Annotated in this window: 28 protein-coding genes and 1 pseudogene; 13 read left to right on the top strand and 16 right to left on the bottom strand. The window is 69.1% G+C overall.

The window, feature by feature from the left end; genetic code table 11:
- Positions 1 to 3: 3 nt before the first annotated feature.
- Positions 4 to 741: a 3'(2'),5'-bisphosphate nucleotidase CysQ gene (locus HMPREF9336_RS02810; RefSeq protein ID WP_007471593.1), complete on the top strand. Its 738-nt coding sequence runs from the start codon at positions 4 to 6 to the stop codon at positions 739 to 741.
- A gap of 12 nt (positions 742 to 753) precedes the next feature.
- Here the strand turns inward: HMPREF9336_RS02810 and HMPREF9336_RS02805 are convergent, their stop codons facing one another.
- Positions 754 to 1,392 carry a class I SAM-dependent methyltransferase gene (locus HMPREF9336_RS02805; protein WP_007471594.1) on the bottom strand — a complete coding sequence of 213 codons (639 nt, stop codon included), beginning with the start codon at positions 1,390 to 1,392 and terminating at the stop codon, positions 754 to 756.
- A gap of 37 nt (positions 1,393 to 1,429) precedes the next feature.
- Here HMPREF9336_RS02805 and HMPREF9336_RS02800 point away from each other — a divergent pair, with 37 nt between their 5' ends.
- Positions 1,430 to 2,362, top strand: a complete 933-nt coding sequence (locus tag HMPREF9336_RS02800) for a cytochrome c oxidase assembly protein (protein WP_007471595.1) — start codon at positions 1,430 to 1,432, stop codon at positions 2,360 to 2,362.
- Here HMPREF9336_RS02800 and HMPREF9336_RS02795 read toward each other — a convergent pair.
- Positions 2,359 to 3,261, bottom strand: coding sequence for a universal stress protein (locus tag HMPREF9336_RS02795; RefSeq protein WP_021029993.1), 903 nt, complete (start codon positions 3,259 to 3,261; stop codon positions 2,359 to 2,361). The genes HMPREF9336_RS02800 and HMPREF9336_RS02795 overlap by 4 nt on opposite strands.
- Before the next feature lie 170 nt (positions 3,262 to 3,431).
- Here HMPREF9336_RS02795 and HMPREF9336_RS02790 point away from each other — a divergent pair, with 170 nt between their 5' ends.
- Positions 3,432 to 4,019, top strand: coding sequence for a DUF937 domain-containing protein (locus HMPREF9336_RS02790; protein ID WP_007471598.1), 588 nt, complete (start codon positions 3,432 to 3,434; stop codon positions 4,017 to 4,019).
- A 98-nt stretch (positions 4,020 to 4,117) separates the two neighbouring features.
- Positions 4,118 to 5,152 (top strand): DUF8017 domain-containing protein, encoded by a 1,035-nt coding sequence (locus tag HMPREF9336_RS02785; RefSeq protein WP_007471599.1) that lies wholly within the window; start codon positions 4,118 to 4,120, stop codon positions 5,150 to 5,152.
- Positions 5,153 to 5,376: 224 nt separating this feature from the next.
- Here the strand turns inward: HMPREF9336_RS02785 and HMPREF9336_RS02780 are convergent, their stop codons facing one another.
- The 5 genes from HMPREF9336_RS02780 to HMPREF9336_RS02760 form a co-directional block, all read right to left on the bottom strand.
- Complete coding sequence (locus tag HMPREF9336_RS02780; protein WP_021029992.1) at positions 5,377 to 6,117, bottom strand: type 1 glutamine amidotransferase; 741 nt, start codon at positions 6,115 to 6,117, stop codon at positions 5,377 to 5,379.
- Positions 6,110 to 7,393, bottom strand: a complete 1,284-nt coding sequence (locus HMPREF9336_RS02775) for a MurT ligase domain-containing protein (RefSeq protein WP_021029991.1) — start codon at positions 7,391 to 7,393, stop codon at positions 6,110 to 6,112. Before HMPREF9336_RS02775 ends, HMPREF9336_RS02780 begins: the two co-directional genes overlap by 8 nt.
- Positions 7,394 to 7,471: 78 nt before the next feature.
- Positions 7,472 to 7,870, bottom strand: coding sequence for a PLD nuclease N-terminal domain-containing protein (locus HMPREF9336_RS02770; RefSeq protein WP_007471603.1), 399 nt, complete (start codon positions 7,868 to 7,870; stop codon positions 7,472 to 7,474).
- 60 nt (positions 7,871 to 7,930) lie between these two features.
- The gene (locus tag HMPREF9336_RS02765; protein WP_007471604.1) at positions 7,931 to 8,863 is read right to left on the bottom strand and encodes a TauD/TfdA dioxygenase family protein; all 933 of its coding nucleotides are present in this window, start codon (positions 8,861 to 8,863) and stop codon (positions 7,931 to 7,933) included.
- Positions 8,860 to 9,471, bottom strand: a complete 612-nt coding sequence (locus HMPREF9336_RS02760) for a TetR/AcrR family transcriptional regulator (RefSeq protein WP_007471605.1) — start codon at positions 9,469 to 9,471, stop codon at positions 8,860 to 8,862. Before HMPREF9336_RS02760 ends, HMPREF9336_RS02765 begins: the two co-directional genes overlap by 4 nt.
- 82 nt (positions 9,472 to 9,553) lie before the next feature.
- On the opposite strand from HMPREF9336_RS02760, the gene HMPREF9336_RS18775 reads away from it, so the two are divergent.
- Complete coding sequence (locus HMPREF9336_RS18775; protein ID WP_007471606.1) at positions 9,554 to 9,718, top strand: ribbon-helix-helix protein, CopG family; 165 nt, start codon at positions 9,554 to 9,556, stop codon at positions 9,716 to 9,718.
- Here HMPREF9336_RS18775 and leuA read toward each other — a convergent pair.
- Complete coding sequence (gene leuA, locus HMPREF9336_RS02755) at positions 9,715 to 11,523, bottom strand: 2-isopropylmalate synthase (protein ID WP_007471607.1); 1,809 nt, start codon at positions 11,521 to 11,523, stop codon at positions 9,715 to 9,717. The two genes, HMPREF9336_RS18775 and leuA, sit on opposite strands and share 4 nt — an antisense overlap.
- A gap of 373 nt (positions 11,524 to 11,896) precedes the next feature.
- On the opposite strand from leuA, the gene HMPREF9336_RS02750 reads away from it, so the two are divergent.
- The 4 genes from HMPREF9336_RS02750 to HMPREF9336_RS02735 all read left to right on the top strand — a co-directional run bounded on the left by HMPREF9336_RS02750 (position 11,897) and on the right by HMPREF9336_RS02735 (position 15,345).
- On the top strand, positions 11,897 to 13,039 hold the full coding sequence (locus HMPREF9336_RS02750; protein WP_021029989.1) for an alpha/beta hydrolase: 1,143 nt from the start codon (positions 11,897 to 11,899) through the stop codon (positions 13,037 to 13,039).
- A gap of 63 nt (positions 13,040 to 13,102) precedes the next feature.
- A complete protein-coding gene (locus HMPREF9336_RS02745) occupies positions 13,103 to 14,113 on the top strand; it encodes an alpha/beta hydrolase (protein WP_007471609.1) in 1,011 nt (336 codons plus the stop codon).
- Positions 14,106 to 15,086, top strand: coding sequence for an alpha/beta hydrolase (locus HMPREF9336_RS02740; protein ID WP_007471610.1), 981 nt, complete (start codon positions 14,106 to 14,108; stop codon positions 15,084 to 15,086). The genes HMPREF9336_RS02745 and HMPREF9336_RS02740 overlap by 8 nt, the downstream gene beginning before the upstream one ends.
- Positions 15,087 to 15,195: 109 nt before the next feature.
- Complete coding sequence (locus HMPREF9336_RS02735) at positions 15,196 to 15,345, top strand: hypothetical protein (RefSeq protein ID WP_021029988.1); 150 nt, start codon at positions 15,196 to 15,198, stop codon at positions 15,343 to 15,345.
- Between the two features lie 19 nt (positions 15,346 to 15,364).
- On the opposite strand, the gene HMPREF9336_RS02730 is transcribed toward HMPREF9336_RS02735, so the two are convergent.
- From HMPREF9336_RS02730 to HMPREF9336_RS18235, 7 genes and pseudogenes are all read right to left on the bottom strand, one after another.
- Positions 15,365 to 15,958, bottom strand: a complete 594-nt coding sequence (locus HMPREF9336_RS02730; RefSeq protein WP_007471612.1) for a nitroreductase family protein — start codon at positions 15,956 to 15,958, stop codon at positions 15,365 to 15,367.
- Between the two features lie 10 nt (positions 15,959 to 15,968).
- Complete coding sequence (locus tag HMPREF9336_RS02725) at positions 15,969 to 16,421, bottom strand: PH domain-containing protein (RefSeq protein ID WP_007471613.1); 453 nt, start codon at positions 16,419 to 16,421, stop codon at positions 15,969 to 15,971.
- Complete coding sequence (ribH, locus tag HMPREF9336_RS02720) at positions 16,418 to 16,897, bottom strand: 6,7-dimethyl-8-ribityllumazine synthase (RefSeq protein WP_007471614.1); 480 nt, start codon at positions 16,895 to 16,897, stop codon at positions 16,418 to 16,420. Before ribH ends, HMPREF9336_RS02725 begins: the two co-directional genes overlap by 4 nt.
- A complete protein-coding gene (locus HMPREF9336_RS02715; protein WP_007471616.1) occupies positions 16,894 to 18,138 on the bottom strand; it encodes a bifunctional 3,4-dihydroxy-2-butanone-4-phosphate synthase/GTP cyclohydrolase II in 1,245 nt (414 codons plus the stop codon). Before HMPREF9336_RS02715 ends, ribH begins: the two co-directional genes overlap by 4 nt.
- On the bottom strand, positions 18,135 to 18,779 hold the full coding sequence (locus HMPREF9336_RS02710; RefSeq protein WP_021029987.1) for a riboflavin synthase: 645 nt from the start codon (positions 18,777 to 18,779) through the stop codon (positions 18,135 to 18,137). The genes HMPREF9336_RS02715 and HMPREF9336_RS02710 overlap by 4 nt, the downstream gene beginning before the upstream one ends.
- A gap of 192 nt (positions 18,780 to 18,971) precedes the next feature.
- A pseudogene (ribD, locus tag HMPREF9336_RS02705) lies at positions 18,972 to 20,023 on the bottom strand (bifunctional diaminohydroxyphosphoribosylaminopyrimidine deaminase/5-amino-6-(5-phosphoribosylamino)uracil reductase RibD).
- Between the two features lie 147 nt (positions 20,024 to 20,170).
- Positions 20,171 to 20,344 (bottom strand): hypothetical protein, encoded by a 174-nt coding sequence (locus HMPREF9336_RS18235; protein ID WP_021029985.1) that lies wholly within the window; start codon positions 20,342 to 20,344, stop codon positions 20,171 to 20,173.
- A 260-nt stretch (positions 20,345 to 20,604) separates the two neighbouring features.
- Here HMPREF9336_RS18235 and HMPREF9336_RS02700 point away from each other — a divergent pair, with 260 nt between their 5' ends.
- A complete protein-coding gene (locus tag HMPREF9336_RS02700) occupies positions 20,605 to 20,967 on the top strand; it encodes a DUF952 domain-containing protein (protein ID WP_007471619.1) in 363 nt (120 codons plus the stop codon).
- On the opposite strand, the gene rpe is transcribed toward HMPREF9336_RS02700, so the two are convergent.
- Positions 20,957 to 21,604 (bottom strand): ribulose-phosphate 3-epimerase, encoded by a 648-nt coding sequence (rpe, locus tag HMPREF9336_RS02695; RefSeq protein WP_021029983.1) that lies wholly within the window; start codon positions 21,602 to 21,604, stop codon positions 20,957 to 20,959. The two genes, HMPREF9336_RS02700 and rpe, sit on opposite strands and share 11 nt — an antisense overlap.
- A 259-nt stretch (positions 21,605 to 21,863) precedes the next feature.
- Here rpe and HMPREF9336_RS02690 point away from each other — a divergent pair, with 259 nt between their 5' ends.
- The 3 genes from HMPREF9336_RS02690 (at position 21,864) to HMPREF9336_RS17335 (ending at position 23,535) form a co-directional block, all read left to right on the top strand.
- A complete protein-coding gene (locus HMPREF9336_RS02690; RefSeq protein WP_007471622.1) occupies positions 21,864 to 22,325 on the top strand; it encodes a hypothetical protein in 462 nt (153 codons plus the stop codon).
- A gap of 102 nt (positions 22,326 to 22,427) precedes the next feature.
- On the top strand, positions 22,428 to 22,877 hold the full coding sequence (locus HMPREF9336_RS02685) for a hypothetical protein (protein ID WP_007471623.1): 450 nt from the start codon (positions 22,428 to 22,430) through the stop codon (positions 22,875 to 22,877).
- A gap of 61 nt (positions 22,878 to 22,938) precedes the next feature.
- Complete coding sequence (locus HMPREF9336_RS17335) at positions 22,939 to 23,535, top strand: DUF6891 domain-containing protein (RefSeq protein ID WP_007471625.1); 597 nt, start codon at positions 22,939 to 22,941, stop codon at positions 23,533 to 23,535.
- Positions 23,536 to 23,561 lie beyond the last annotated feature (26 nt).

The following is a 23,561-nucleotide window of genomic DNA, read 5'->3' as shown; positions in this document are numbered from 1 at the left end:
AGGTTGCACGTGACTGACGAGGAGTTCGCGGCCAGGCTCGCGCACGACACCGGCCAGCTGCTGCTCGCGGTCAACAACACGAGCCTGCTCTCCAGCCACGACCTCGGCGACGCCGGGGACTCCCTCGCCCAGGATTTCATCGCCCGAACGTTGGAGCTGCACCGCCCGAACGACGCGGTGCTCTCCGAGGAGGCCAGGGACGACGCCGCTCGGCTGACCGCGAAACGCGTGTGGATCGTGGACCCGCTGGACGGGACGAGCGAATACCGCCGCCGGGGCGAGGACTGGGCGGTGCACATCGCCCTGGTCCAGAACGGCGTCCCGACCGCCTCCGCCGTAGCGCTGCCCCCGCGCGGGACAGTGTTCCGCTCCGACACCGTTGGCAAAGCGGACGGCCCTCTCACCAGGTCCATGGTCGTCAGCCGGGGCCGCCCTCCCATGGAGGCGCTGCTCGTCGCGAAAAGGCTCGGAATGCAGCTCGACCCGGTGAACTCCGCGGGAGTCAAAGCGATGGCCGTGGTCGAGGGCCGCGCCGACGCGTACGTGCACGCGGGGGGCCAGCACCAGTGGGACTCCGCCGCGCCGGTCGGAGTCGCGCTCGCGGCGGGCCTCTGGTGCTCGCGGCTGTCCGGCGCGCCGCTCGTCTACAACACGCGCAGCACGTACCTCCCGGACCTGGTGATCTGCCGCCAAGAGGTCAAGGACGACATCCTCTCGGTCCTGCACGCCCTGCGGCGCTGAGCCGGGCTCCCGTCAGGCGGGTTTGACCGCCCGGCCCACCGCCATGCTCCCCGCCGGGTTCGGCAGCCACGCCGGAGTCACCCGGACCAGCCGCGAGCGGTCGACCGCGAAACCGGCCCGCCGTATCGCGCCGACGGTGTCGCGGTGCGTGTGGCAGTTGCCGAAAAGCCGAGGCCAGAACGTCGCGTCCGCCGCCCGTTGCAGCGTCCCCAGCGCGCCCGCCGCCGCCACATGTTCCACAAAGCGCAGCTCGCCGCCCGGCCGGAGCGCGCTGAAGGCCTGGGCGAGGGCGTGCTCGGCCTCCGGCACAGAGCACAGCACGAGCGAGGCGACCACCGCGTCGAACTTCTCCGGAGCCAGGGGCGACAGGTCCTCGAACGCGCCGTCGCGCACCTCGATCTGGACCGGCGCGGCCGCCGCCGCCTGTTCCGCGAGCGCCCGCAGGCTCGGCTCGGGCTCCACGGCCACGACGCGGCGCACCGTCGAGGGGTACAGCGGGAAATTCGTCCCCGTTCCGGCTCCGACTTCGAGCACTGCGCCCGCGAGCCCGGCGAGGTTCTCCACGCGCAGCCGGCGCAGCGCCTTCGGCTCCCGGCGCACGATCGCGGGCCACAGACGGGCGAACAGCGAGGCAGGCGCTTCTCCGGGCATACCCCTCACCTTACTGCGCCCCTCGTAGAGTAGTGCTGTGTCGAGCGCGCATATTGTCACCACCCCGCTCACCACCGCCACAGCGCTGTCCTCGTGGCGGCTCGACGTGCCCGTCCTCGTCGTGGTCGCCGCGCTGGGCCTTGGCTACTGGCGCTGCTCGCGGCACGGGGGCGTGGCCGTGTCGCGGGCCGCGAGCTTTTCCTGCGGCCTCGCCTTGTGGGCCGGCGCGAGGGCCGGCTTCCTCGGGGTCTACGCGGACACCCTGTTCTGGGTCCGCGCGCTGCAGTTCACCGTGCTGTTCTTCGTCGTGCCTTTCCTCTTGGCCCTCGGCAAGCCGCTGACCGCGCTGCGCGGCGCGCTCGGCGAGACCGGGAAAGCGCGGTTCGACGCGGCGCTGTCCTGCGCCCCAGCCCGGTTCCTCACATATCCCCTCGCCACTGCGGCCTCGGTCCTCGTCCTCCCGTGGGTGGTCTACATGACGCCCTTGTACCCGGCGCTGCTCGAACATGAAATCGTCGACCAGGCGGCTCAGTTCGTCGTCGTCCTGGTCGGGTTCGGCTATTTCTATTCGCGGCTCCAATCAGACCCGACCCCGAAGAAGTACCCGCAGCTGATCACCTTGCTGCTCACCGTGGCCGAAGTCATCGGCGACGGCGCGCTCGGGCTCGTGCTCGCGCTCGGGGACGTCCTCTCGCCAGCGCATTACGCGGCCAGAAGCTGGGGGCCGTCGCTCCGCATGGACCAAACCATCGGAGCCGGGATCCTCTGGATCCTCGGGGACGTGCTCGGCGTGCCGTTCATCTTCGCGGTGATGCGCTCGTTGCGCGCCGAGGAGCGCCATATCGAAGAACAGACCGATATCGCCCTCGACCAGCTCGAAAAGGCGCAGTTTGAGCGGGGAGAGCCGCAAACCTCCTCCGGCCTCTGGTGGGAGAGCGACCCGCAACTGCGGGACCGGTTCCGGCGCTAAGGCACCTTGTGGTCTTCTCTCGCGATGATCACCGGGCACGGCGAGTGATAGACCATCGCCTGGCTCGTCGAGCCGAGGAAGGTGGACGCGAGTTCGCTCCGTCCCCTGGTGCCCACGACCATGAGCTGCGCTTCTTTCGCCAATTCGAGCAGCCAGCGCGTCGGCCGCGCGCACGAGACGACTTTGCGCACCCGCACCTCCGGGTACTTCTCGTGCCAGAAGCCGATCTTTTCGGCGAGCACCTTCTCCTCCGCCTCCCCCATCCGGTCCCAATCCATCGGCAACGGATACGCGTAGATGCTCGCCGAAACCGCCACATGTTCGGTCCACGCGTGCGCGGCGATCAATTCCGCCCCGCGCCACGCGGCCTCGTCGAACGCGAGTTCCACCGCGAGATCGCTGCTCGGCGAGGCGTCCACGCCGACCAACACCGGAGCCGAGACCGTCGACGGCTGCCCCGAGCCCCGGATCACGGCGACCGGGCAGTGCGCCCGGTGCAGCACCCCGACCGCGCTCGAGCCGACCAGCGCCCCTCGCAGCGCGCCTTTCCCGCTCGACCCCAGCACGACCATGCGCGCGCCGCGCGAAGCCTCCGCGAGCCCGGCGACCGGGCTCAGGCTCTCCACGCGCAGCTCCACCTGCAGGTCCGGGCACCGCTCCCTGACCCGTTCCCTCGCCTCGGCCAAGAGCCGCTCGCCGTCGGCCTCCACGCTCCACACCAGGGAGCCGTCGAAGTCCACGCCGGCGCTCGACGCGAACGCGGGGAAATCGACGGAGTGGACGAGCAACAGCGGCAATCGCAGCCGCGAAGCCTCGTCCGCCGCCCACATCAGCGCGCGGTTCGCGGCCTGCGAGCCGTCCACGCCGACCACGACGGGGGTTCTCATGGGGTCGTTCATGGTTCCACACTCCTTTGTGCCGATCCGAAAACCGCAGAACGGGGTCACGAGCCATAGGCGAGATACATGATCTGCGTCACATTTCAGTGTAATCCCCATCGCATTCCCCCGCAAGGACGGATTCCGGGCGCGGAAATCCGCGCGCAGACTTTGTGTGCGAGGATAGGCGCATGGCCAGCCTTGAAGACCTGTACGCGAACATCCCCACCGCCAAGATCGCCCAGCAGCTCGGAGTCGACGAGGACACGGCGCGCACCGCCATCCAATCCGTCCTCCCCCAGCTGCTCGGCGGTTTGCACGAGCACGCCCAAGACCCGGAGAAAGAAGCGGCCCTCGCCGCCGCGCTCGACGCGCCAGAATCGGCGGCCCCAGAAGGGAACGCGCTGGTGAGCACGTTCTTCGGCGGCGGAAACGACCAAGCCGCGGCGCTGTCCTCGGACAAAGGCGGCGTGGACAGCGGCCTGGTGCAAAAACTTCTGCCGATCCTGCTGCCGATCGTCATCTCCTACCTCAGCCAGAAGTCGTCGGGCAAAGGCGGATCCGAGCAGTCGGGCTCCGGCGGCGGCGCGCTGGGGGAGCTGATCGGCGGCATCTTGAGCGGAGCCTCGAGCGGACAAGGGGGCGGAGCCCTCGGGAGCGTTTTGGGCAGCGTCCTCGGCGGCGCAAGCTCCCCTGCCCCTCAAGAGCGGTCAAAGTCCGGGAACGACGGCGGCTTGTTCGGCAAGATCTTGGGCGGGTTGCTGAACCGGAAACGGTGACTTCTCGCCCGAGGGCGGAGAGTTGAGCGCACTATGCTCTGAACCAGTTCCGCTCCGCCACCTCGCCCGCCCTGGGCGAAAAGCTGAAAAGGAGGCCCATGACGAACCCCTACCCCGGCGGGCCAGAGGGTTGGCAGCAGCCTGGACCGTCCTACCCGCCGCCGTCGCCGTACGCGCAGCCATCGGCCTACCCGCAACCCGAGCAGTACCCCGGCGCGTACCAGCAGCCCGGCTCGTACCAGCAGCATGATCCGTATTCCCAAGGCTCCCCCTATCAGCAGCCCTTCCCGTACCAGCAGCCCCCGCACGCCCCCGCCCCGGCCAAGCGCTCCCGCGTCTGGATCTACGTCTCGCTCGTCGCGGTGCTCGTCGTCGTGCTCAGCGCGGGCGCGTTCTTCTTGATCCGCGCTGGACGAAGCGGGCCAGCGGAGACGACCGCCGCGAGTTCCCCGAACCCGCAGGCACCGAAGTCCACGCCGCTGCCGCCGCTCGAGCCCGGGCGGGGCAGGCCGGGGCCGAACACCCCGCCGGGCTGGCAGTCGGTCGCATCGCCGAGCGGCTTCGTCTACGACGTGCCCGCCGACTGGGCCGTCCACAAGCCGACCTCGATCATCTACTGGGAGCGGCCCTGCCCGGACGGCCCCTTCGGCTTTTGCCCGATCCGGTCGCTCCGCAACGCCGCCTCCCGGCCCCACCCCCCGCAAGACGGCTGCAAAGACAGCAGCACTTCCGCGCTCGCCGGGTTCCTCGCGCCGAACCCGAACGAGATCCCCCTCGCCGAGCGCTCGACGATCTCCGACGCGATCGAGGCGGAGGCGAAACGCGTCCCCGACATCTACACCGACTGGGGCAAAGACGCGCCCCTCGGGCCGCCGCCGCCGATCGCCCGGTCCGAACCGCGCCAATTCAAAATCAACGGCGCGGACGCGCTGCAGGTCAGCTTCACCGTCACCGACATCAACACCAGCGTGGGCTGCAACCCGCCGAGCAGCGTCTACACCGTCGTCGCCACCACGAACGCGGCGGGCACGGTCGTGGAGTTCGCGGTCCAAACCGACCAGGGCTACCCCCAGGCGCTCGACCAGGCGACCGCGCAGAAAATCATCGACTCGCTCCGCCCAGCCGAGAAATAAGCCGAGCGGCTCCGCAGATCGCCGCGCAGATATTTCGGGGAACCCCGCGCGGATGAGATGCAAGGCGCACCGCGACGTTGCGTACGGGTAAGAGCGAGGAACGAGCGGGTGCACGCGAGGAGCGGTGGGGGTACCTCCCACGAGCCCTGCGAGTGGGGGGCAACGCCGCAGATCGCCGCGCGGACCTGGGGCGCCTCCCACGAGCGCAGCGAGTGGGGGAGAAATCAGCCTCGGCGGGGGGCGGCGAGCCTCTCCGTCCGTAAAAGCCGGACGCTCGGCAAATCCAGCGGCCCGAGTTCTTCCTTCGGCACGCCAAGCGCGCGGGCCAGCAGGAGGTCGGCGAGTTCGGGATTGCGCGCGAGCACCGGGCCGTGCAGGTAGGTGGAGATCACCGAGCCTTGCACCGCTCCCTCGACGGGCTCGCCTGCCGCGTTGCCGTCGCCCGCTTTGACCTTGCCCAACGGCTGCGCCTCTGGTCCGAGCACGGTGGCCCCGCCGTGGTTCTCAAATCCGGTGATCGGCTCGGCGAGCCCGGCGAGGAGAGGTTTCACCACCACTTCGCCGATGCTGCGCACCCCCGACCTGCCGTGCGTGGTGACGTCGAGCAGCCCGACGCCGGCGGCTTTCGTCCCGTCGGCCAACTCGTACCATTCGCCCAGGATCTGCAGCGCCGCGCAGATGGCCAGCACCGGGGCCCCCTTGGCGACCGCCCGCTGCAAACCTTGGTGCGCCAGAAGGTGCTCGGTGGCGAGCCGTTGCGCGACGTCCTCGGCCCCGCCGATGGTGTACAGGTCGAGGCTGTCGGGCACCGGATCGTCCAGGGTGATCGTCACGACCTCGGCCGGGATTCCGCGCATCTGCGCGCGCTGCGCGAGCACGACCGCGTTGCCGCTGTCCCCGTACGTGCCCATCACGTCGGGCAAGACCAGCCCGACCCGCACGACGCCTCGGCGCGGCTCAGGCATGCGCGAGCTCCCGCCCCTCGGCCTCGGCGATCCGCTTCTCGAAACAGCGCTTGAGCTCCATGAAGGCCGTGTAGTTGGCGAGCAGGTCCACGCGCCCTGGCGGCAGCGCTTTGAGCGCGGCGAAGGGATCGCGGCAGAGCTCGTGCGCCACCCCCGCGTAGTCCAAGCGGACCGAGAGGTCCGCCGCCCGCTCGCCGGAGACCAGCACCCGTTTGCCGCGCAGTTGCTCGAACGGCACGTCCCAGAGCCAGGACAGATCGCCGCCGTCGGCCACCCTCCCGTTGACCGCGATCACGACCGAGTCCGCCTCGACCATGCTCAACGACTCCTGCCAGCCCGCAGGGTTCTTCGCGAGCAGCTTGCGCACCGCCCGCCCCGCGACCTCGTGCACCCCGTACCGCCCGCCGACCTCTCGGACCTCCGCGATCGCCCGCAAAGCGGCGAAGGGGTCCGCGCCGAGCGCCGAGGCGGCCGCGACGGCCTCGGCGGCGTTGCCCCGGTTCACCGCGCCCGGCAGGCCAAGACGCATCGGCGCGCGGAAACCGCCGGGGCCGCGCAGCTCGTCGCCGCACAGCAGCCACTGGGGGTCCGGTTTCGTGAAAGCCCCGGTGGCGCTGGACCACCGCTCCCCGACCCTGGCGATCCGGGTTCCGGTCCGAGGACAGCTCACCGAGTCGCCTTGCCAGCTACCGCCCGCGGCCACCCACACCACATGCGGGGCGTCGTACGCGACCGAAGTGACCAGCACGTCGTCGCAGTTCGCGACCACCGCGGTTTCGGGCAGCGCGGCGAGCCCGTCCCGCAGGCTCCGCTCGACTTTGCCGATCTCCCCCACACGGTCGAGCTGGTCCCGGCTCAGGTTCAAGAGCACCACAACGGCGGGCTGGACGGCCTTGGCGACCGAAGCCAGATGCAGTTCGTCGACTTCGAGCACCGCGTAGGGGGCTTTGCGCCCGCTCGCCAACGCAGCGATCAGCCCGGCTTCCATGTTGGAGCCTTGCGAGTTCGTCGCGACCGCGCCGACCTCCGCGAGCGCGGAGACGATCATCCGGGTGGTGGTGGATTTCCCGTTCGTGCCGGTGACCAGCACCGTCCGCTTGCCCGAAGCGAGCTGGGAGAGGATCGAAGGGGCGATACGCCCGGTCACCCTTCCGCCGATCACCGATCCTTCGCCGCGTCCGGCCTTCCGCGAGGCCCATGCGGCGACGGAGCCGAGGGCGAGGGCGGCGCGACCTCGGACGGTAAGGCCTTTGCAGGGCTGCTGACCTACAGTCACGGCAGTGACTCTACCAGCAATTCGCTCGCGCTCCGGCCAGTTCTGCGCAATCTGGATCTCACGCCCTGTTCAACATGATCAGGCTCCGTCTTGTTCCTGTCTCTTGCGCTCCTGCGCCCGCTCCTCCTCGGCGCGCTGCGCCTTGAGGATCTCTTTCCCGATCCGGCGCTGCTCCTCGGCCCGCTCTCGGCACCGGCGAAGGAACTCCTCGTCCGAGGCAGGGTCTTGCGGAACGAACCTACCCGGCCGCTCGTACTCGGAGTACCGGGACTGCGGCCGCTGGCGCGCGTCCCACCGCAGGGGCGGACGGCCGATGGCGAGCCACAGGATCGAGCCGACCAACGGCATGCACAGGATGATCAAGATCCAAAGCAGTTTCGGCAGGTGGCGGACCTCGGCCTCGTCCCTGGTGATCGCGTCCGCCAAGCAGAACACCAACAGCCCAAGCGTCACAAGACTCAACAACCCGTACGGCATATCGCCCCCTCGCTCTCCGGCCTCAGCACGAAACTTCCTCTGGCCGGAGATCTTAGCCGCTCAGCCGGAGACTCCGACGGGGCGGTCGCCGACGATGGAGATCCGCTCCACCACGCGGCGCTTCGGGAAGTAGTCGCTGACCGCGTAGTGCTGGCAGGTCCGGTTGTCCCACATCGCGACGGTGTTCGGCTGCCAGCGCAGCCGGACCTGGAACTCCGGGCGGTTCATCCGCAGGTACAGGTCCTCGAGCAGCTCCCGCGACTGGGCTTCGTCCATGCCGACGATCCGGGTGGTGAACACGCGGTTGACGAACAGCACGCGCCGGCCGGTCTCCGGGATCACCCTGACGACGGGATGCGTCACCGGGGGGAAGTCCGGCCGCAGACGCTCGATCTCCTGCTCCGGCATCATCCGTCCGAAGCTCTGGATCCAGTCGTGCTCGGCCTCCAGATGGTCGATCCGCTCCTTGAGCCCGTCCGGCAGCAGGTCGTATGCGACGGCGGTGTCGGACCACATGGTGTCGCCGCCGAGGTCGGGGACTTCCACGGCGCGCAGCACAGCCGCGAACGAGGGGTCCGGGCGCCACGTGACGTCGTTGTGCCAGACGTTCTCCGTCCCAGCGGCCATATCGTTCTTCGCGAGGCTCACCACGTCGACGTCGTCCTGCTTGCCGTGGTAGCGCATGAACGGGTGCTGTTCCAGGCCGCCCCACAGCGCCGCGAACTCGCGATGCTCCTGACGGGCGATGTCCTGGTCGCGGAAGAAGAGCACCTTCCATTCCAAAAGCGCCCGGCGCAGCTCGGCGAGCACCTCCGGGGCGAGCCCGCCCGAGAGCCGGACCCCGCTGATCTCGGCCCCGATGGTCGGCGACGCGGGGACGAGCCCGAACAACCCGTACGGGCGGGAGTCGAAGCCCTCCGGCGCGCGGCGGCCGACGAGCGGGCCGGGCGGGACGCTCCGCAGCGTGCGTTCCAGGCTGAGCAGATCGGTCATGATTTCTTTCCTTCCATCACGGGGGCGGCGAACGCCGCCAATGCGGTGCCCACAAGGTCTGCGATGAACTCGTCCGCCGAGCCGAACGCGTCTCGGCGGGCCTCCCAGCCGGCCAGGGAGACCACGACCATCGAAAGCATGAAGAAGGCGCGGCGGGCCGCCTGCTGCTGCGCGAGCCCGCTGCTGGCGGCGAGCCCGTCCTGCGCCGCGCGGTAGCTGCCGGCGCGGATGTGGCCCGAGATCATGGAGCCGAGCTGCGGGTCGAGGAACGCTTGCGCCAAAAACCGGGCGTACCGGCTGTCCGGATTGTCCCTGACCGCGTGCGCCAACGGCAGGACGAGGGCTTCGAGCCACTGCCGGGGCGAAGCCCCGGCAGGGTCGAGGGCTTCGATCATCCGCCACCGTCGCTCGTTGATCGGACCCATCCGCGCCTCGACGACCGAGGCGATAAGGCCGTCCCGGTTCCCGAAGTGGTACTGGGCGGCGTTCTTGTTGAGCTGGCCCGACGCGGCCTGCACTTCGCGGAGCGACATCGCCCCGAGCCCGCGCTCGGCCACGATGGCCTCGGCCGCGTCGATCATGGCCGCCCGTGCGTCTGTCTTTGCCATGCCTCCAATTTAAGGCGCATTCCTTAAAAAATCAAGGAATGCGCCTTAAATTTGGCTGTGAAGCTGGGCTAGGATGCGCCTCATGAAGAGCCTGTACCTGACGATCCCCATGAGCGTTTTTGGCGAGGTCGAAAAGCGGAGGAAAGAGCTTCGCATGAGCCGCTCCGAGTTCTTCGCGCGAGCAGCCCAGCAGTACATCGCGGAAATGGACGCGAAAGCGCGCCGGGCGGCGCGCTCGGCGACCTAGCGCACGGCCCGGTTCACGGCGGACACCACCGCGCGCAGCGAGGCCGTGGTGATCGACGTGGCGACTCCGACCCCCCACACCGTCGCGCCGTCCACCTGGCATTCGACGTACGCGACAGCCTGGGCGTCGGTGCCCGAGGTCAGGGCGTGCTCGGAGTAGTCCAGCACCGAGACCTCGACCCCGAGCCCGGCCAAAGCGTTCGCGAAGGCGTCCAGCGGGCCGTTGCCCGAGCCTTTGATCTCCCGCTCGGAGCCGTGGAATTTCACGACCGCCGTGAGCTGGTCCACGCCGTCGTCGACCTGGGCCGCCTGGATCTCCTGGCTCATCCGCTCCAACGGGCGCTCGAACCGGAAGTACTCCTCAACGAACAAATCCCACAGCTCTTTCGAGGTCAGCTCGCCGCCCTCGGAGTCCGCGACGGCCTGCACCGCGCGGGAGAACTCGATCTGCAGCCGCCTCGGCAGCTCCATGCCGTGGTCGTGCTTGAGGATGTACGCCACCCCGCCCTTGCCGGACTGGGAGTTCACCCGGATGACCGCCTCGTAGTTGCGGCCGACGTCCTTCGGGTCGATCGGCAGGTAGGGCACCTCCCACAGGGCGTCCTCCACGGCGACGCCCTGCGCCGCCGCCGAGGCGGCCAGCGCGTCCATGCCCTTGTTGATCGCGTCCTGGTGGCTGCCGGAGAACGCCGTGTAGACCAAGTCTCCGCCGTAAGGGTGCCGCTCGGGCACCGGCATCTGGTTGCAATACTCCACGGTGCGGCGGATCGAGTCGATGTTCGAGAAGTCGATCTGCGGGTCGACGCCCTGGGTGAGGAGGTTCAGCCCCAGCGTCACCAGGCACACGTTGCCGGTGCGCTCGCCGTTGCCGAACAGACAGCCCTCGATCCGGTCGCCCCCGGCCAAATAGCCCAGCTCGGCGGCGGCCACGCCCTCGCCCCGGTCGTTGTGCGGGTGCAGGGAGAGGATGATCGAGTCTCGACGGGCCAGGTTGCGGTGCATCCACTCGATGGAGTCCGCGTACACGTTCGGGGTGGTCATCTCCACGGTCGCGGGCAGGTTCAGGATGATCGGGTTCTGCGGGGTCGGGTCGATCACCTCGACCACCGCGTCGCAGATCTCCTTCGCGAAAGACAGCTCGGTGCCGGTGTAAGACTCCGGGGAGTACTGGAAGCGCCAGTTGGTGTCCGGGTACTTCTTCGACTCCGCCTGCACCATCCGCGCCGCGTCGGTGGCGATCTTCACGATGGCGGGCTTGTCCGCCTTGAACACGACCCTGCGCTGCAGGATCGAGGTGGAGTTGTAGAAGTGGACGATGACGTTGCGCGCGCCGCCGCACGCCTCGAACGTGCGCGGGATCAGGTCGGCGCGGCATTGGACGAGCACTTGGATCGTCACGTCCTCGGGGATCGCGCCGTCCTCGATGATCTCGCGAACGAAGTCGTAGTCGGTCTGGCTCGCCGCGGGGAAGCCGACCTCGATCTCCTTGTACCCCATCGCCACCAGCAAGTCGAACATGCGGCGCTTGCGGGCGGGGCTCATCGGGTCCACCAGCGCCTGGTTCCCGTCGCGCAGGTCCACCGCGCACCACAAGGGGGCCCGCTCGAAGCTCTTGTCCGGCCAGGTGCGGTCGGGCAGGCCGATCCGCTCGACCTCGTCGGCGAAGCCACGGTAGCGGTGCGCCGGCATGGCCGATCCGCGCTGCGGGTTGAAGGCGGGCTGCCCCGGCGAGCGGGGTCCGTCCGGGGTGGTCGTGGCGCGGGGCGAATGCGCGGCTTCCGTCGAAGGCACGGGGATGGTCGTCATAGTGGGCTCTCCAAATAGCTGTTCTGAAGCAGAATCTTCAAAGTGTGATCGTTCGCAAGGTGTGGTCGTTCGCGAGAGCGAAACAAGTTCGGCGACCAGCGCAGCACCCCCGTGCCAGGCAGCTGGTCAGCTAGAACCCGGCACGGCGGAGAAGGAGGAGCATGCGCGACATCTCGCCAAGTATATCGGACCTCCCCGTCCGGCCCTAATCCGGCCCGAGCCCGAACGGCTTCGGGTAAGACCGTGACGATGTGACGTCGCTCTCATAACGGAGTCCGCGTCTAGGAATTTCAGCCGAGTAAACCGTGTTTACACTAAGTGACTTCCCGGTGAACAGCGCCGGGGGAATGGTTACGGCGAAGGAGCGAGGGCCATGACGATCGCGGTCCCTGAAAGGCAACGAGGACAGCAGGAACGCCCCCTTGCGGCGCCCGCGCGGGACTTCGGCGACGCTCCGGGCTCCGCCGAAGTCCCGTCGCTGGAGCGGTTCGGCCCGCCCACCCTGCCAGCCGCCGCGGTCGCGGGGGCCGCGCGCCTCACGGTCAAGCCGGTGCTGAGCATCGCCGCCGGACTCGCCGAGCTGACCTGGGGCCACTCGCAGCGGCTCGCGAAACTCGGCTGGCCGCTGTGGCTGATCGACCAGGCCGCGGGCCTGGTGCTGCCGCCGCCGAGAGGCGTGCGCCGCACGAGCCTGCGGCTGCGCGGGGTCCCGGTCGAGCTTGAGACCGCCCCTCGGCGCAACCGGACCAACAACAAAATGGGGCCCGCTGGTCCCGACATCCTGTTCTTCCACGGCGGCGGGTTCATCCTCGGCGGATTCGGCACGCACCGACGACTGGGCGGCGAGCTGGCCAAAGCGGTCGGCGGCGACTGCTACCTGGTCAAATACCGCAAACTCCCCCAAGTCAGCTTCTCCGAGCTGCGCGCCGACGCGCTCGCCGCCTACCAAGGCCTCCTCGACCGGGGCGCGGACCCTTCGCGGGTGGTCGTCGCGGGCGACTCGGCGGGCGGCTATCTGGCCCTCGCGACGGCGCAGGCCGCCAGAGAGGCGGGGCTGCCCCTGCCCGCAGGCCTCGTGCTGCTCTCGCCGTGGCTGGACTTCGACGACGCCGGCCGGTCCTCGCGCGGCGGCAAGCGCGATCCGTTCATCCCCAGCCAATGGCCCGCACTGATCGCCAAGACGCTCGTCCTCCCCGGCGAGCCGCATCAGGCGCAAAGCCCGACCGACCACAAGCTGGAAGAGCTCCCGCCCACGCTCATCCAGGTCGGCTCGTCCGAATTCCTCTACCCCGACTCCGCCCGATTGGCGGACGCGCTCGCGAAAGCGGGGGTCGACACCAGGCTGCAGGTCTGGGAGGGGCAGATCCACGACTTCCAGATGACCGCCGACGTGAACCCCGACGCCCGCGCCGCCATCGAGCACATCGCGGCCTTCGCCAAAGAGGTCGCGACGGCCAAGGAGCGGCCAGAGGACGCCCCGAAAGCCTCCGGCGACAGCCTGCGCGGCATCGCATAACATGCATATTGATCGTTCGACGCGCCTCCCGCCGGGGAGCCTCTAGCCCGAAAGGCCGATATCGTGAGCAGCGAGCACCTTGTCACCGAACGCTTCGGCCCGGCGAGCTGGCAGGCCAAAACCGAGAACGCCATCGGCCTGTTCGTCGTCAAACCGTTCATCTGGGCTTCGGCCTTCGCGGCGGATCTGCTGCACGAGTGGGCTCCCTCGCCGCTGAACCGGCTCTCCCCGCACCCCGCCTGGCGGCGCGCGGGCAACGCCGTGACGCGCCTGCTGTTCTCCGCCCCCGAAGACGTCGCCTACAGCCGGGAGAAAATCCGGGGCGTGGTCGCCGAGCGCTTCACGCCGAAACAGCCGACCGGCGCTGTCGTCCTCTACTTCCACGGCGGCGGCTTCGTCATCGGCGGACCGTCCTCGCACCGGCTGCTCACGGCGGGCCTCGCCCGCGAGTCGGGCGCGACCGTCCTCGTCCCCGACTACCGGATGCCGCCGCAGATCCCGTTCACCCAGATCGTGGACGACTGCCTCGCCGTCTACCGCCAACTGCTCCTCGACGGGACCAGCCCGAAGCAGATCGTCTTCGCCGGCGACTCCGCGGGCGGCTACCTCACCATCGCCGCCGCGCTCGCCGCCCGAGACGCGGGGCTCCCCCTCCCCGCAGGGCTCGTCCCGCTCGCCCCGTGGCTCGACCTGCGCAAGGCGATCGGAGCCTCCCGTCCGTCCCCGACGGAGTACCTCGTCCCGCTGCGTTGGGCGAGGAGCATCGTGACCCAGCTCGTCGCGCCCCACGGACCGGAAGCGCTCGCCAGCCCGACCGACCGCGACCTCGCCGGGCTCCCTCCGACGCTCGTCCAAGTCAGCGCCTCGGAGACCCTGTACCCCGAGGCGGTCCGGCTCGCCGAAGCCCTCGCGGCGGCGGACGTCCCGGCCAAGCTCCAGGTGTGGGACGGGGTGATGCACGTCTTCCAGCTCGCCGGGGCCCTCGTGCCGGAGTCCCGGCAGGCTATCGCCAGCATCGCCGAGTTCGTCGCGGCGACGACCTCCGAGGCGGCCAAGCCGGTCGCCCATGCCTGAAACCGGCCTTCGTGTCGAACGCTTCGGCCCGCCGAGCCCGCGAGCGGTCCGAATCAACGCCGCGCTGCGGTTGGCGCTCAGACCCCTCCTCAGCGCGACGTTGCTGCTCCTGACCTTCCTCGAGGACTGGACCCCGGTCGGGGGACGGGCGCAGCTGTGGCACGCGCCCCTGCGCCGCCTGCTCAATCTGGCCGTCTCGCCGGTCCCATCGGTCAAGGGCGTGCTCCGGTCGCGGCTGGTCCTGCGCGGCGTCCCGGTGGAGCAGAGCGTCCCGAACCCCTCGGGCGGCGCGACGGTGCTGTATCTGCACGGCGGCGTGTTCGCCATCGCCGGCCCCGGCACGCATCGCAGGCTCGCAGGCCGGCTCGCGTTGGACTCCGGCGCGACCGTCCTCGCCGCCGACTACCGGATGCTGCCGCAGATCCCGTTCACCCAGATCGTGGACGACTGCCTCGCCGTCTACCGCCAGCTGCTCGACGACAGCTTCGACCCTCGGCGCATCGTCATCGCGGGCGACTCCGCGGGCGGCTACCTCGCCATCGCCACCGCGCTCGCCGCCCGAGACGCGGGGCTCCCCCTCCCCGCAGGGATCATCGCCATCGCCCCGTGGCTCGACCTGCGCCGGTCGCTGCGCGGCGAGGACAGCAAGGGCGAAGTCCTCATCCCGTGGCGGCAGCTGCAATTGATCGTCCAGAAGTTCGTCGCCCCGCACGGGCCCGATGCGCTCGCCAGCCCGACCGACCGCGACCTCGCCGGGCTCCCTCCGGTCTTGATCCAGGCGAGTTCGACGGAGCTGCTCTTCCCCGACGCCCAGCGCCTCGCCGAGCGGCTCGCCGAGGCGGGCGTGCCGACCAGGTTCGAGGTGTGGGAGGGTCAGATGCACGTCTTCCAAGCGCTGGTCGACGCGAACCCCGACGCCCGCGGGGCGGTCCGCAACCTCGCTGAATTCGTACGTCACACAACCGAAGCCTAACCGCCCCCGCCGTCACAGAAACGACTTTTTCCCGCAGGCTTGCCTGTCATATATGCACATGCTAATTTATGCATGTAATTGTTTCGACGCGACCAGAAAGGGTGCGACCATGAGCGCTCCGCACGACACACACACCAATCACGATCACGTCCACGGCCCGGACTGCGGCCACGAGGCCGTCCCCCACGGCGACCACGTCGACTACCTGCACGACGGACACCGGCACGCCGAGCACGACGGCCATTATGACGAGCACTAAGAGGCGCTGAACCTCGGGGCTAGAAGCGTTCGCCCCATGTGCCGGCGAACGCCACCTCCGACAGGGGCAGGCGCTTGCGCGGCGCGTTCTCCTTGGCCACCAGGCCCGGATCCGCGTCCGCAAGCCCTGTCCCCGCCACGCCGACGGCGACCACCGCCCACGGCTCGAACTCCGAGGGGATGTCGAACGCCGCTTTCGCACCGACCTTGTCGAACCCCGCCATCGGATGCGCGACGAACCCGTCCGCGACCGCCTGGAGGACGAGCTGGCCAAGCGCGAGGCCGAGGTCCACCGGAGCATAGGCCACTTCGTCCGGCTCGCCCGCCGCGGCCGCGACGAGCAGCACCAGCGCTCCTGCGGCGGGAGCCCACGACTGATTGCCCCGGCTCAACAACCCATGGAGCTTCGCGAACGTGCCGTCCGGGCCGTCCTCGCCGCGCAATCCGACCAGAAATCGGACCGGCTGGCGTTTGCCCCAGGTCGGGGCCCACCTCGCCGCCTCAAGCAAAACCGCCACCTGCTCGCGCCCCACATGGCCGTTGGCGTCGAACAGCCGCCCGGAGCGCCGCGCCGCGATGATCGGATGCAGCGCCGCCGTGAGATCCTCATCCATAAAGCCGAGCCTACTGGCTCGGCGAACCGATGCGCTCGTCCACCTGCGCCCGCAACGCGCGGATCGAGTCGACCGCGTGCTGGCCGTCCATCGCGGAAATCGCCATGATCGGCACGAACTCGTCGTCGGGGATATCCACCCTCGCCCATGGCGAGGACTCGGGGAACGAGATCGAAACCACTTGGTCCCAGGGAACCAGCTTCTCCGCGAAAAGATTGCGCACCCCGAGCCCTTCGCCCAGCACGCGGACCCTCGGACGGGTGAACAGCAGAGCGAGCCCGGCGAAGATCAAGCCGAGCAAAATCATCGCGACCTGGTCGGAGATCCGGAAATACACGCCGGTCTCCGCGATCCGCAACAGCACCCCGACCGTGGTGTGGATCGCCAAGAGCGCAACGGCGGCCCCCCACGCGTACCACCGCATTTTCCTCGGCCGAATGACCAACGGGGAAACCTCGCTCATGAGGACCGCAGCTGCCGCAACGCGAGCGCCGTGTTGATCGCCGCCGCAGCGGCCTCTCCGCCCTTGTCTTCCGCGGAGCCCGGCAGACCGGCCCGGTCCACCGCCTGCTCGCGGTTCTCGGTGTTGAGGACCCCGTGGGTGATCGGCGTGCGCGAGTCCAGGCTCGCGCGCAAAAGCCCTTGGGCGACGGTCTGCCACACGTAGTCGAAATGGGCCGTCTCGCCCCGCACCACGACGCCGAGCGCGACGACCGCGTCGTGGATCTCGGCGAGCGCCTGGGCGAGGATCGGCAGCTCCAAGGCGCCTGGCGCGCGCAGCACCTCGGTTTTCACCCCGGCCCGCTCTGCCACCCGCAACGCGCCTTCGAGCAGCGCGTCCACGATGTCCGCGTGCCAGCCCGACGCGACGATCCCGACCGACAGCCCCGTCGCGTCGCCGTCCAGCTCCAGCCCTGGGGCGAACTCGCCCGCGCTCACGCCAGCCCCTCGTTCAGCACGGCCTCCTCCAAGCCGTCGAGCTCGTGGCCCATCCGGTCGCGCTTGGTCTGCAAATAACGCAGATTCTCCGCGTTCGCCCGCATCGGCATCGGCACCCGGTCGTGGATCGTCAGGCCGTAGCCGTCCAAACCGACCCGCTTGGCCGGGTTGTTCGTCAACAGGCGCATCGACCGGATGCCCAGATCGCACAGGATCTGCGCCCCGACACCGTAGTCGCGGGCGTCGGCGGGCAGCCCGAGCTGAAGGTTCGCGTCCACCGTGTCCGCGCCCCCGTCCTGCAGCTCGTACGCCCTGAGCTTCGCGAGCAGCCCGATGCCTCGGCCCTCGTGGCCGCGCATGTACAAGACCACGCCCCGGCCCTCCTCGGCGACGATCTCCATGGCCGCGTCCAACTGCGGACCGCAGTCGCAGCGCAGACTGCCGAACACATCGCCGGTCAAACACTCCGAATGGACTCGGACCAGCACGTCCTCGCCGTTGCTGATGTCGCCGAAGACCATGGCCATATGCTCCGCGTCCTCGTACGCGCAGGAGTAGCCGATCGCCCGGAACACCCCGTGGCGCGTGGGGAGGCGCGCCTCCGCCTCACGGCGCACATGCTTCTCATAGCGCCGCCGGTAGCGGATCAGGTCCGCGATCGAAATCCGGGCCAGATTGTGCTCCTCGGCGAAGACCCGCAGCTCGTCGCCCTTGGCCATGTGCTCTTCGTCTTTCGTGCTCACGATCTCGCAGATCACCCCCGCAGGGCGCAGTCCGGCGAGCCGAGCCAGATCCACGGCGGCCTCGGTGTGCCCCGGCCTGCGCAGCACCCCGCCCGGTTTCGCGCGCAGCGGCACCATGTGCCCCGGACGGGTCAGATCGGAAGCCTTCGTCTCGGCGTTCGCGAGAAGCTGGATCGTGTGGGCGCGGTCCCGAGCCGAGATGCCGGTCCCCACGCCTTCCCTGGCGTCGACGGTCACCGTGTACGCCGTGCCGCGACGATCCTGGTTCACCGCGTACATCGGCGGAAGGTCCAGCCGGTCGCAGTCCTCTTCCTCCATCGGCACGCAGAGATACCCTGACGTGTGCCGGATCATGAAGGCGACCAGCTCGGGAGTGGCTTTCTCCGCCGCGAACGTGAGGTCGCCCTCGTTCTCCCGGTCCTCGTCGTCCACCACCACGATGGCTTTGCCCTCGGCGATGTCTTTGATCGCCCGTTCGATGCTGTCGAACTCGCTCATCGCCCCGCCCCCAAAGTCAGCCTCTCCACGTACTTCGCGATCACATCAACCTCCAGGTTCACCACGTCGCCGACTGCATGGCGACCGAGCGTGGTCGCCCGACGCGTTTCCGGGATGAGCGACACTTCGAACCATGTTATGCCTCCCCCGCCCCCAGACGAACCCTCAGCGCCGTTCTCCGCCCCCCCGACAGCGCTCACAGTGAGGGAAACCCCGTCCACCGTGATCGAGCCTTTATGGGCGACGTACCTCTGAATCTCTTCGGGCAAGCTGATCCGGACCACGTCCCACGCCTCGCCCTCGGTGTGGCTGAGCACGCGACCGACGCCGTCCACATGGCCCTGGACCAGGTGCCCGCCGAGCCGGTCGCCGAGCGCGAGCGCGCGCTCCAGATGCACGAGCGAGCCCGGGGCGAGCGAGCCGACGCTGGTGTGCCGCAGGGTCTCGCCCATCGCGTCCACCACGAACACACCTGGCTCAGGCTGGTCGACCACGGTCAAGCACACGCCGTTCACGGCGATGGAGTCGCCGTGGCGAACCCCCTCCACCACGACTCGCGCTTTGATGGCGAGCTGCGCGGAGTCGCCTATTGGTTTCAGCCACACCACCTCGCCGAGCTCCTCAACGAGACCGGTAAACATGCCTCCACGATACCCTTCTTCCGTGCAGCGGAAATAGCCGGACGCCACGCGCGAAGCGAAGCCGCGCGCATGCCTTCCGCGCCAGAGCGCGACACCGCCCGAAGGCCCGGACCACGCCAGCCGAACCGGCTCCCGCCCATACATTCGATTCCATCGGGCGGAACCGCGCGCCACAAGGAGGGAATCGAGAAACTACCGCTCAGACCGCGGCGGCGAAAGCCCCGCGTCCGGGACCAAACGCACGGCGATGTCGCCGCCCACTTGCCGCACATCTTCGACGCTGAACCGCAACGCGTCCGCAAGAGTCCCCACCCCCAGATCCCCGACAGCCAACGGCCCAGCCCCGAGCAGCGCCGGGGCCAGATGCGCGTGCACAAGGTCCACCAGCCCCGCTTTCAGGAACGCCGCCGCAAGCTTCGGCCCCCCTTCGAGCAACACGTGGACCTTGTCGCCGAGCATCGCGAGCGCTTCCGCAGGGTCATGGGTCTTCGCGAGGACCGTCGGAGCGGCGTCGTCGAGCACCCGAGCCGCCTCGGGAAGCTCCCGCGTCCCCATCACGACCCTGGTCGGCTGATGCGGCGCGAGCGAACCGTCCGGAAGCCGAGCCGTGAGCCACGGATCATCGGCCAGCGCCGTGCCGGTGCCCACGATGATCGCGTCAAGCTCGCCTCGGGTGGCGTGCACAGACTCCCGGATCTGCGGCCCGGTGATCCATTGGCTGGTCCCGTCCTTCGCCGCCGCTCTGCCATCGAGCGTCGCCGCGAACTTCCACGTCACATGCGGCCGCCCGGTCCGCTGCACATGCAGCCACTCGCGCAAGGGGCCCTTGCGCACCTCGTCGGCCAAAACCCCGGAGCGCACCCGGACGCCGGCCGCCTCAAGCGTGCGAGCGCCGCCCGACGAGCGGGGGTTCGGGTCCGGCACCGCGTACACAACCTCGGCGATCCCCGCGGCGATCAACGCCCGCGAGCAAGGCCCCGTCCGCCCCACATGGTCGCAAGGCTCCAAAGTGACGTACGCCGTCGCGCCTCTCGCGCGCTCCCCCGCCTCGGCAATCGCCATCACCTCGGCGTGCGCCTGCCCCGGCGGTTGCGTCACGCCCCGCCCGACGATCTGCCCGCCCGGGCTCACCAAGACAGCGCCGACCGGGGGTTCGGGCTCGTGCGGCCGCGCGCCCCCCAAGAGATGGCGACGGCATGGCGCATGAAGCCTGCCGCCGCCTCGGAAGCCTCGTGATCGAGCATGGTGGCAGTGTAACGGCGGGCAGAGACGGCGAGCCGACATGCGAAGCGGCCCCGCCGCCGCGCGTCGGGCGCGTTATAGATTTTCTCGATAACGCGCAGAAGCGGGCAAAACGCGCCATACCCTGAGAAGCGAGATCGATCGTCATCTCACCGCTGAGCGGCGGTTGCGGCAACGACAGCCGCCGCGTAGTCCCTCCGCTGGAAGTCGCCCCACGACCGAGACGGCGGCGGATAGTCCCGCTCGACCGCCTTGGCGTCTCTGGCGAAAAAACTCACCTTCAGCTGTTCCGAGCGCAAGCACTCCTCCACCAGGAACCCCATCGCCTCGGCCCCTCGCGGGCGCGGGCGAGCTCCAAGAGGCGCGTCGACTCGTCCAGCGAACCGTAGGCCCCCTGCGCGTCGCCCGTTTGAGCCTGGAGCAGCGCGAGGACTTTCTGCGCGAACACGCGCGCCACTGCCGCAGCACCGCGCCCATATCCTCGTCCAAGCACGCCTGCACCACCGCGGTCTGGCGCCAGAACGAGGCGCCCGCCTTCGGCATGGGGTCGGGCGCCGTGCCCCGATGCGAGTACGCTGATCAGGTGCGACCTCGGACCATTGCGCCCCTCGTCCATATCTGCGGCGAAGCCGAATGGCTCGCCGCGAAAGAAGGCGAGGTGTACACCGCTCCGTCGCTGGACGAGATCGGCTTCATCCATTTGTCCTCCCCCGAGCAAGTTCACATCCCGGCGAACTTGTTCTACGCCGGGCGCGAGGACCTCCTGCTGCTCCGCGTGGACCCCGGCCTGGTCAATGCCCCGATCCGCTGGGAAGAAGGCGTGCCGCCCGCCGCCGACGGATCGACGTTCCCCCATCTGTACGGCCCGCTGCCGGTCGCCGCGGTGACAGCGGCCGAGCCCTACCGCCCTGGGCCGGACGGCGCATTCGAACGGCTCACGCGATGAGCGCCGCTTGGCGCAGCGCCTCGACCGCTTGCGCCGGATCGGCCGCCCCGTAGACGGCGGATCCCGCCACGAAACAGTCCACTCCCGCCTCGGCGGCGGCTTCGATGGTGTCCATGTTGATCCCGCCGTCGATCTCGATGAGCACGGTCAGCTCGCCCCGGTCTTTGACCGCGCGCAGCGTGCGCACCTTGTCGAGCACCTCGGGGATGAACTTCTGGCCGCCGAAGCCCGGCTCCACGCTCATGACAAGCACCGTGTCGAATCCGCGGAGCACTTCGAGATACGGCTCCAGCGGCGTGCCCGGCTTGATCGCGAGCCCAGCGCCCGCGCCGGCGGCGCGGATGTCCCTGGCGACGGCGAGCGGATCGTCCGAGGCCTCGGCGTGGAAGGTGACGTTTTTCGCCCCGATCTCCGCGTACTCCGGGGCCCAGCGCGCCGGATCCTCGATCATGAGATGGCAGTCCAACGGGATGTCGGTGGCTTTCTTGATGCTCGCCACCACAGGCGCGCCGAGGGTGAGGTTCGGAACGAAATGATTGTCCATCACATCGACGTGCAGCCAATCCGCGCCGCGCACAGCGGCCACATCACGAGCGAGATTCGCGAAGTCAGCGGACAAGATCGAAGGTGCGATCATCGGAACTCTCAGCTGCGGCACCCGACAAGTTTAACCAAGCGCGAGGTTCGGGGCACCGAGCCGACCCCGCCCATCACATCCACGCGCAGCCAATCCGCGCCGCGCACCGCGGCCACATCACCAGCGAGACTCGCGAAACCAACGGACAAGACCGAAGGTGCGATCATCGGAACTCTCAGCTGCGGCGCCCGACGATACCGTCGGCCTTTTCCGTATTGCAGAATGAGAGCGTCTCGCCCTCGTTTCGGAAGGATCGCCGATGCCTCGCCTTTCTCGGCACGCCGCGCTCACAGCCCTGGCCGCGCTCGCGCCCGCCTTGCTGTCCCCCATCGCCCCCCAGGCCGTCGCGGAGCCGAACCCGGACTGCGTCGTGTTGCGGCAGGCGGCCGGCCAGTACTCCAAACTCGCCGACCACTTCGCCTCGCTGCGCAAGGTCGCAGGCCGACAGGGAAGCAACCCTGACCAGCACGCCGAAGTCAAGCGTCAGCTCGTGCAGCAGGCCAGGACCATGGCCGACATGTTGCGCGATCTCTCCGAGAAACTGACGAGCCAGGACCTCAAGAACCTGTACTGGGAAGACGCCCAGTCTTTCGACGAATACGCCGACTCGGTCGACACCAGCTTGGGGACGGGCAACGAGAACACGATGTACGAGTCGTACAACCGCAACGTCAAAGCCGTCAAAGCCGCGAACAAGGCGTTCCACGAACAGTGCAAGTAGCGCCGCGCGGCGCACACAGTCTGGCGGCAGTTCGATAAAGAAAACGTCGCTCTGCAGCTCAGGGCCTTTTCGGCTCCGCGCGACCGACGTAGGCTGCGTCTCATGCAGATTTCCCGCGCCCTCGTCCTCAGCTTGCCGCTGCTCGCCGCGCAGGCTCCCGCCGCCTTCGCCGCGCCGAGCACCGACTGCGCCGTGTTCAAGGGCGCGGACGCCGATCTGACCACCCTCGCGGGCGCGCTGCGCACCATCAGCAACGTGGTCGCCGACAACGCGTCGGCCCAGGACAAGCACGAGGCCTCCCAGACGACCGGCGAGACCCTGGTCAAGACGGGCGACATCCTCGCGAACGTTGCCGCGAGCGTGTCCGACTCCGGCTACCGCAAGACGGTCTCCGACTACTCCGACTCGATCAAACAGCTCGGCCAGGTCATCGAGTCGATCGACGGAACCCCGGACGAGGCCACCACGCACAAGGCGCAGGATCTCGCCAAACGGGTGGACAGCCTGTCGGGCGACTACGACAAGGCGCACGAAGCCGCCTGCGCGGGCTGACCGGCCCAGCCCGATCCTCGGCGCTTTCCCGTCGAGCCGACCAGACGGAGGAAGGGGAATCATGGCGGAAACCGTCTCGCCCGAACGGGTCGCCGAGCTGCGCGAGCAGGCTCGCGAGCTGATCAAGTCCGGATTCGCAGAACTCGACGACCTCTACGGCTACGTGGCCGACGAGACCCTCTCCGAGCAACAGGTCCGCGAGATCGTCGGCCAGGAGTGGCAGGCGCGGCTCGAAGAGCAGCGGAGCTGGTCTTCGCCGAGCGACTACGACCGGCTCTGCGCCGTGTTCGCCGAGCTTGAGCGCGGGGGGATCGTCGCGCGGATGAATTTCACCTGCTGCGGCACCTGCGGCCATTCGGAAATCGAGATGGAGCGGGACGACTTCTTGCCGGACGCGACCGGCTACGTCTTCTTCCACGGCCAGGACGCCGACGGCCTCGGAGCCGCTCCGACCACGCTCTACCTCCGGTACGGCACGTTCGAAGAGCCGGAGGCCGACGGGGACTACGGCCCTCTCGAGCTCAAGGTGGCGCGGACCATCGAAGCGCTGCTGGTCGAGCACGGTTTCGAGATCGAGCCCGTCCCAAACTCCTGGACCTGCGTCACCGTCCCGATCAACGACTGGCGCAAGCCGCTGCCCGCGCCCGACGCGGGCTAAACCTTGTTATGAGAGGCGTTCGGCGC

Origin of the sequence: Segniliparus rugosus ATCC BAA-974, from assembly GCF_000185725.2 — a bacterium.
Lineage (GTDB): Bacteria > Actinomycetota > Actinomycetes > Mycobacteriales > Mycobacteriaceae > Segniliparus > Segniliparus rugosus.
Note: the sequence above shows the minus strand (reverse complement) of the source record. Positions and strands in the feature narration are given on the sequence as shown.

What these genes read in the sequence shown, in the direction of transcription:
- HMPREF9336_RS02725 (WP_007471613.1), bottom strand. Translation starts at nt 16,421, where the DNA reads ATGAGCGAGGTTTCCCCGTTGGTCATTCGGCCGAGGAAAATGCGGTGG.
- HMPREF9336_RS02730 (WP_007471612.1), bottom strand. Translation starts at nt 15,958, where the DNA reads ATGGATGAGGATCTCACGGCGGCGCTGCATCCGATCATCGCGGCGCGG.
- HMPREF9336_RS02785 (WP_007471599.1), top strand. Translation starts at nt 4,118, where the DNA reads ATGACGAACCCCTACCCCGGCGGGCCAGAGGGTTGGCAGCAGCCTGGA.
- HMPREF9336_RS02740 (WP_007471610.1), top strand. Translation starts at nt 14,106, where the DNA reads ATGCCTGAAACCGGCCTTCGTGTCGAACGCTTCGGCCCGCCGAGCCCG.
- HMPREF9336_RS02760 (WP_007471605.1), bottom strand. Translation starts at nt 9,471, where the DNA reads ATGGCAAAGACAGACGCACGGGCGGCCATGATCGACGCGGCCGAGGCC.
- HMPREF9336_RS02790 (WP_007471598.1), top strand. Translation starts at nt 3,432, where the DNA reads ATGGCCAGCCTTGAAGACCTGTACGCGAACATCCCCACCGCCAAGATC.
- HMPREF9336_RS02780 (WP_021029992.1), bottom strand. Translation starts at nt 6,117, where the DNA reads ATGCCTGAGCCGCGCCGAGGCGTCGTGCGGGTCGGGCTGGTCTTGCCC.
- HMPREF9336_RS02805 (WP_007471594.1), bottom strand. Translation starts at nt 1,392, where the DNA reads ATGCCCGGAGAAGCGCCTGCCTCGCTGTTCGCCCGTCTGTGGCCCGCG.
- HMPREF9336_RS02690 (WP_007471622.1), top strand. Translation starts at nt 21,864, where the DNA reads ATGCCTCGCCTTTCTCGGCACGCCGCGCTCACAGCCCTGGCCGCGCTC.
- rpe (WP_021029983.1), bottom strand. Translation starts at nt 21,604, where the DNA reads ATGATCGCACCTTCGATCTTGTCCGCTGACTTCGCGAATCTCGCTCGT.
- HMPREF9336_RS18235 (WP_021029985.1), bottom strand. Translation starts at nt 20,344, where the DNA reads ATGGGGTTCCTGGTGGAGGAGTGCTTGCGCTCGGAACAGCTGAAGGTG.
- HMPREF9336_RS02710 (WP_021029987.1), bottom strand. Translation starts at nt 18,779, where the DNA reads ATGTTTACCGGTCTCGTTGAGGAGCTCGGCGAGGTGGTGTGGCTGAAA.
- HMPREF9336_RS02685 (WP_007471623.1), top strand. Translation starts at nt 22,428, where the DNA reads ATGCAGATTTCCCGCGCCCTCGTCCTCAGCTTGCCGCTGCTCGCCGCG.
- HMPREF9336_RS02765 (WP_007471604.1), bottom strand. Translation starts at nt 8,863, where the DNA reads ATGACCGATCTGCTCAGCCTGGAACGCACGCTGCGGAGCGTCCCGCCC.
- HMPREF9336_RS02750 (WP_021029989.1), top strand. Translation starts at nt 11,897, where the DNA reads ATGACGATCGCGGTCCCTGAAAGGCAACGAGGACAGCAGGAACGCCCC.
- HMPREF9336_RS02715 (WP_007471616.1), bottom strand. Translation starts at nt 18,138, where the DNA reads ATGAGCGAGTTCGACAGCATCGAACGGGCGATCAAAGACATCGCCGAG.
- HMPREF9336_RS18775 (WP_007471606.1), top strand. Translation starts at nt 9,554, where the DNA reads ATGAAGAGCCTGTACCTGACGATCCCCATGAGCGTTTTTGGCGAGGTC.
- HMPREF9336_RS02735 (WP_021029988.1), top strand. Translation starts at nt 15,196, where the DNA reads ATGAGCGCTCCGCACGACACACACACCAATCACGATCACGTCCACGGC.
- HMPREF9336_RS02795 (WP_021029993.1), bottom strand. Translation starts at nt 3,261, where the DNA reads ATGAACGACCCCATGAGAACCCCCGTCGTGGTCGGCGTGGACGGCTCG.
- HMPREF9336_RS02770 (WP_007471603.1), bottom strand. Translation starts at nt 7,870, where the DNA reads ATGCCGTACGGGTTGTTGAGTCTTGTGACGCTTGGGCTGTTGGTGTTC.
- HMPREF9336_RS17335 (WP_007471625.1), top strand. Translation starts at nt 22,939, where the DNA reads ATGGCGGAAACCGTCTCGCCCGAACGGGTCGCCGAGCTGCGCGAGCAG.
- leuA (WP_007471607.1), bottom strand. Translation starts at nt 11,523, where the DNA reads ATGACGACCATCCCCGTGCCTTCGACGGAAGCCGCGCATTCGCCCCGC.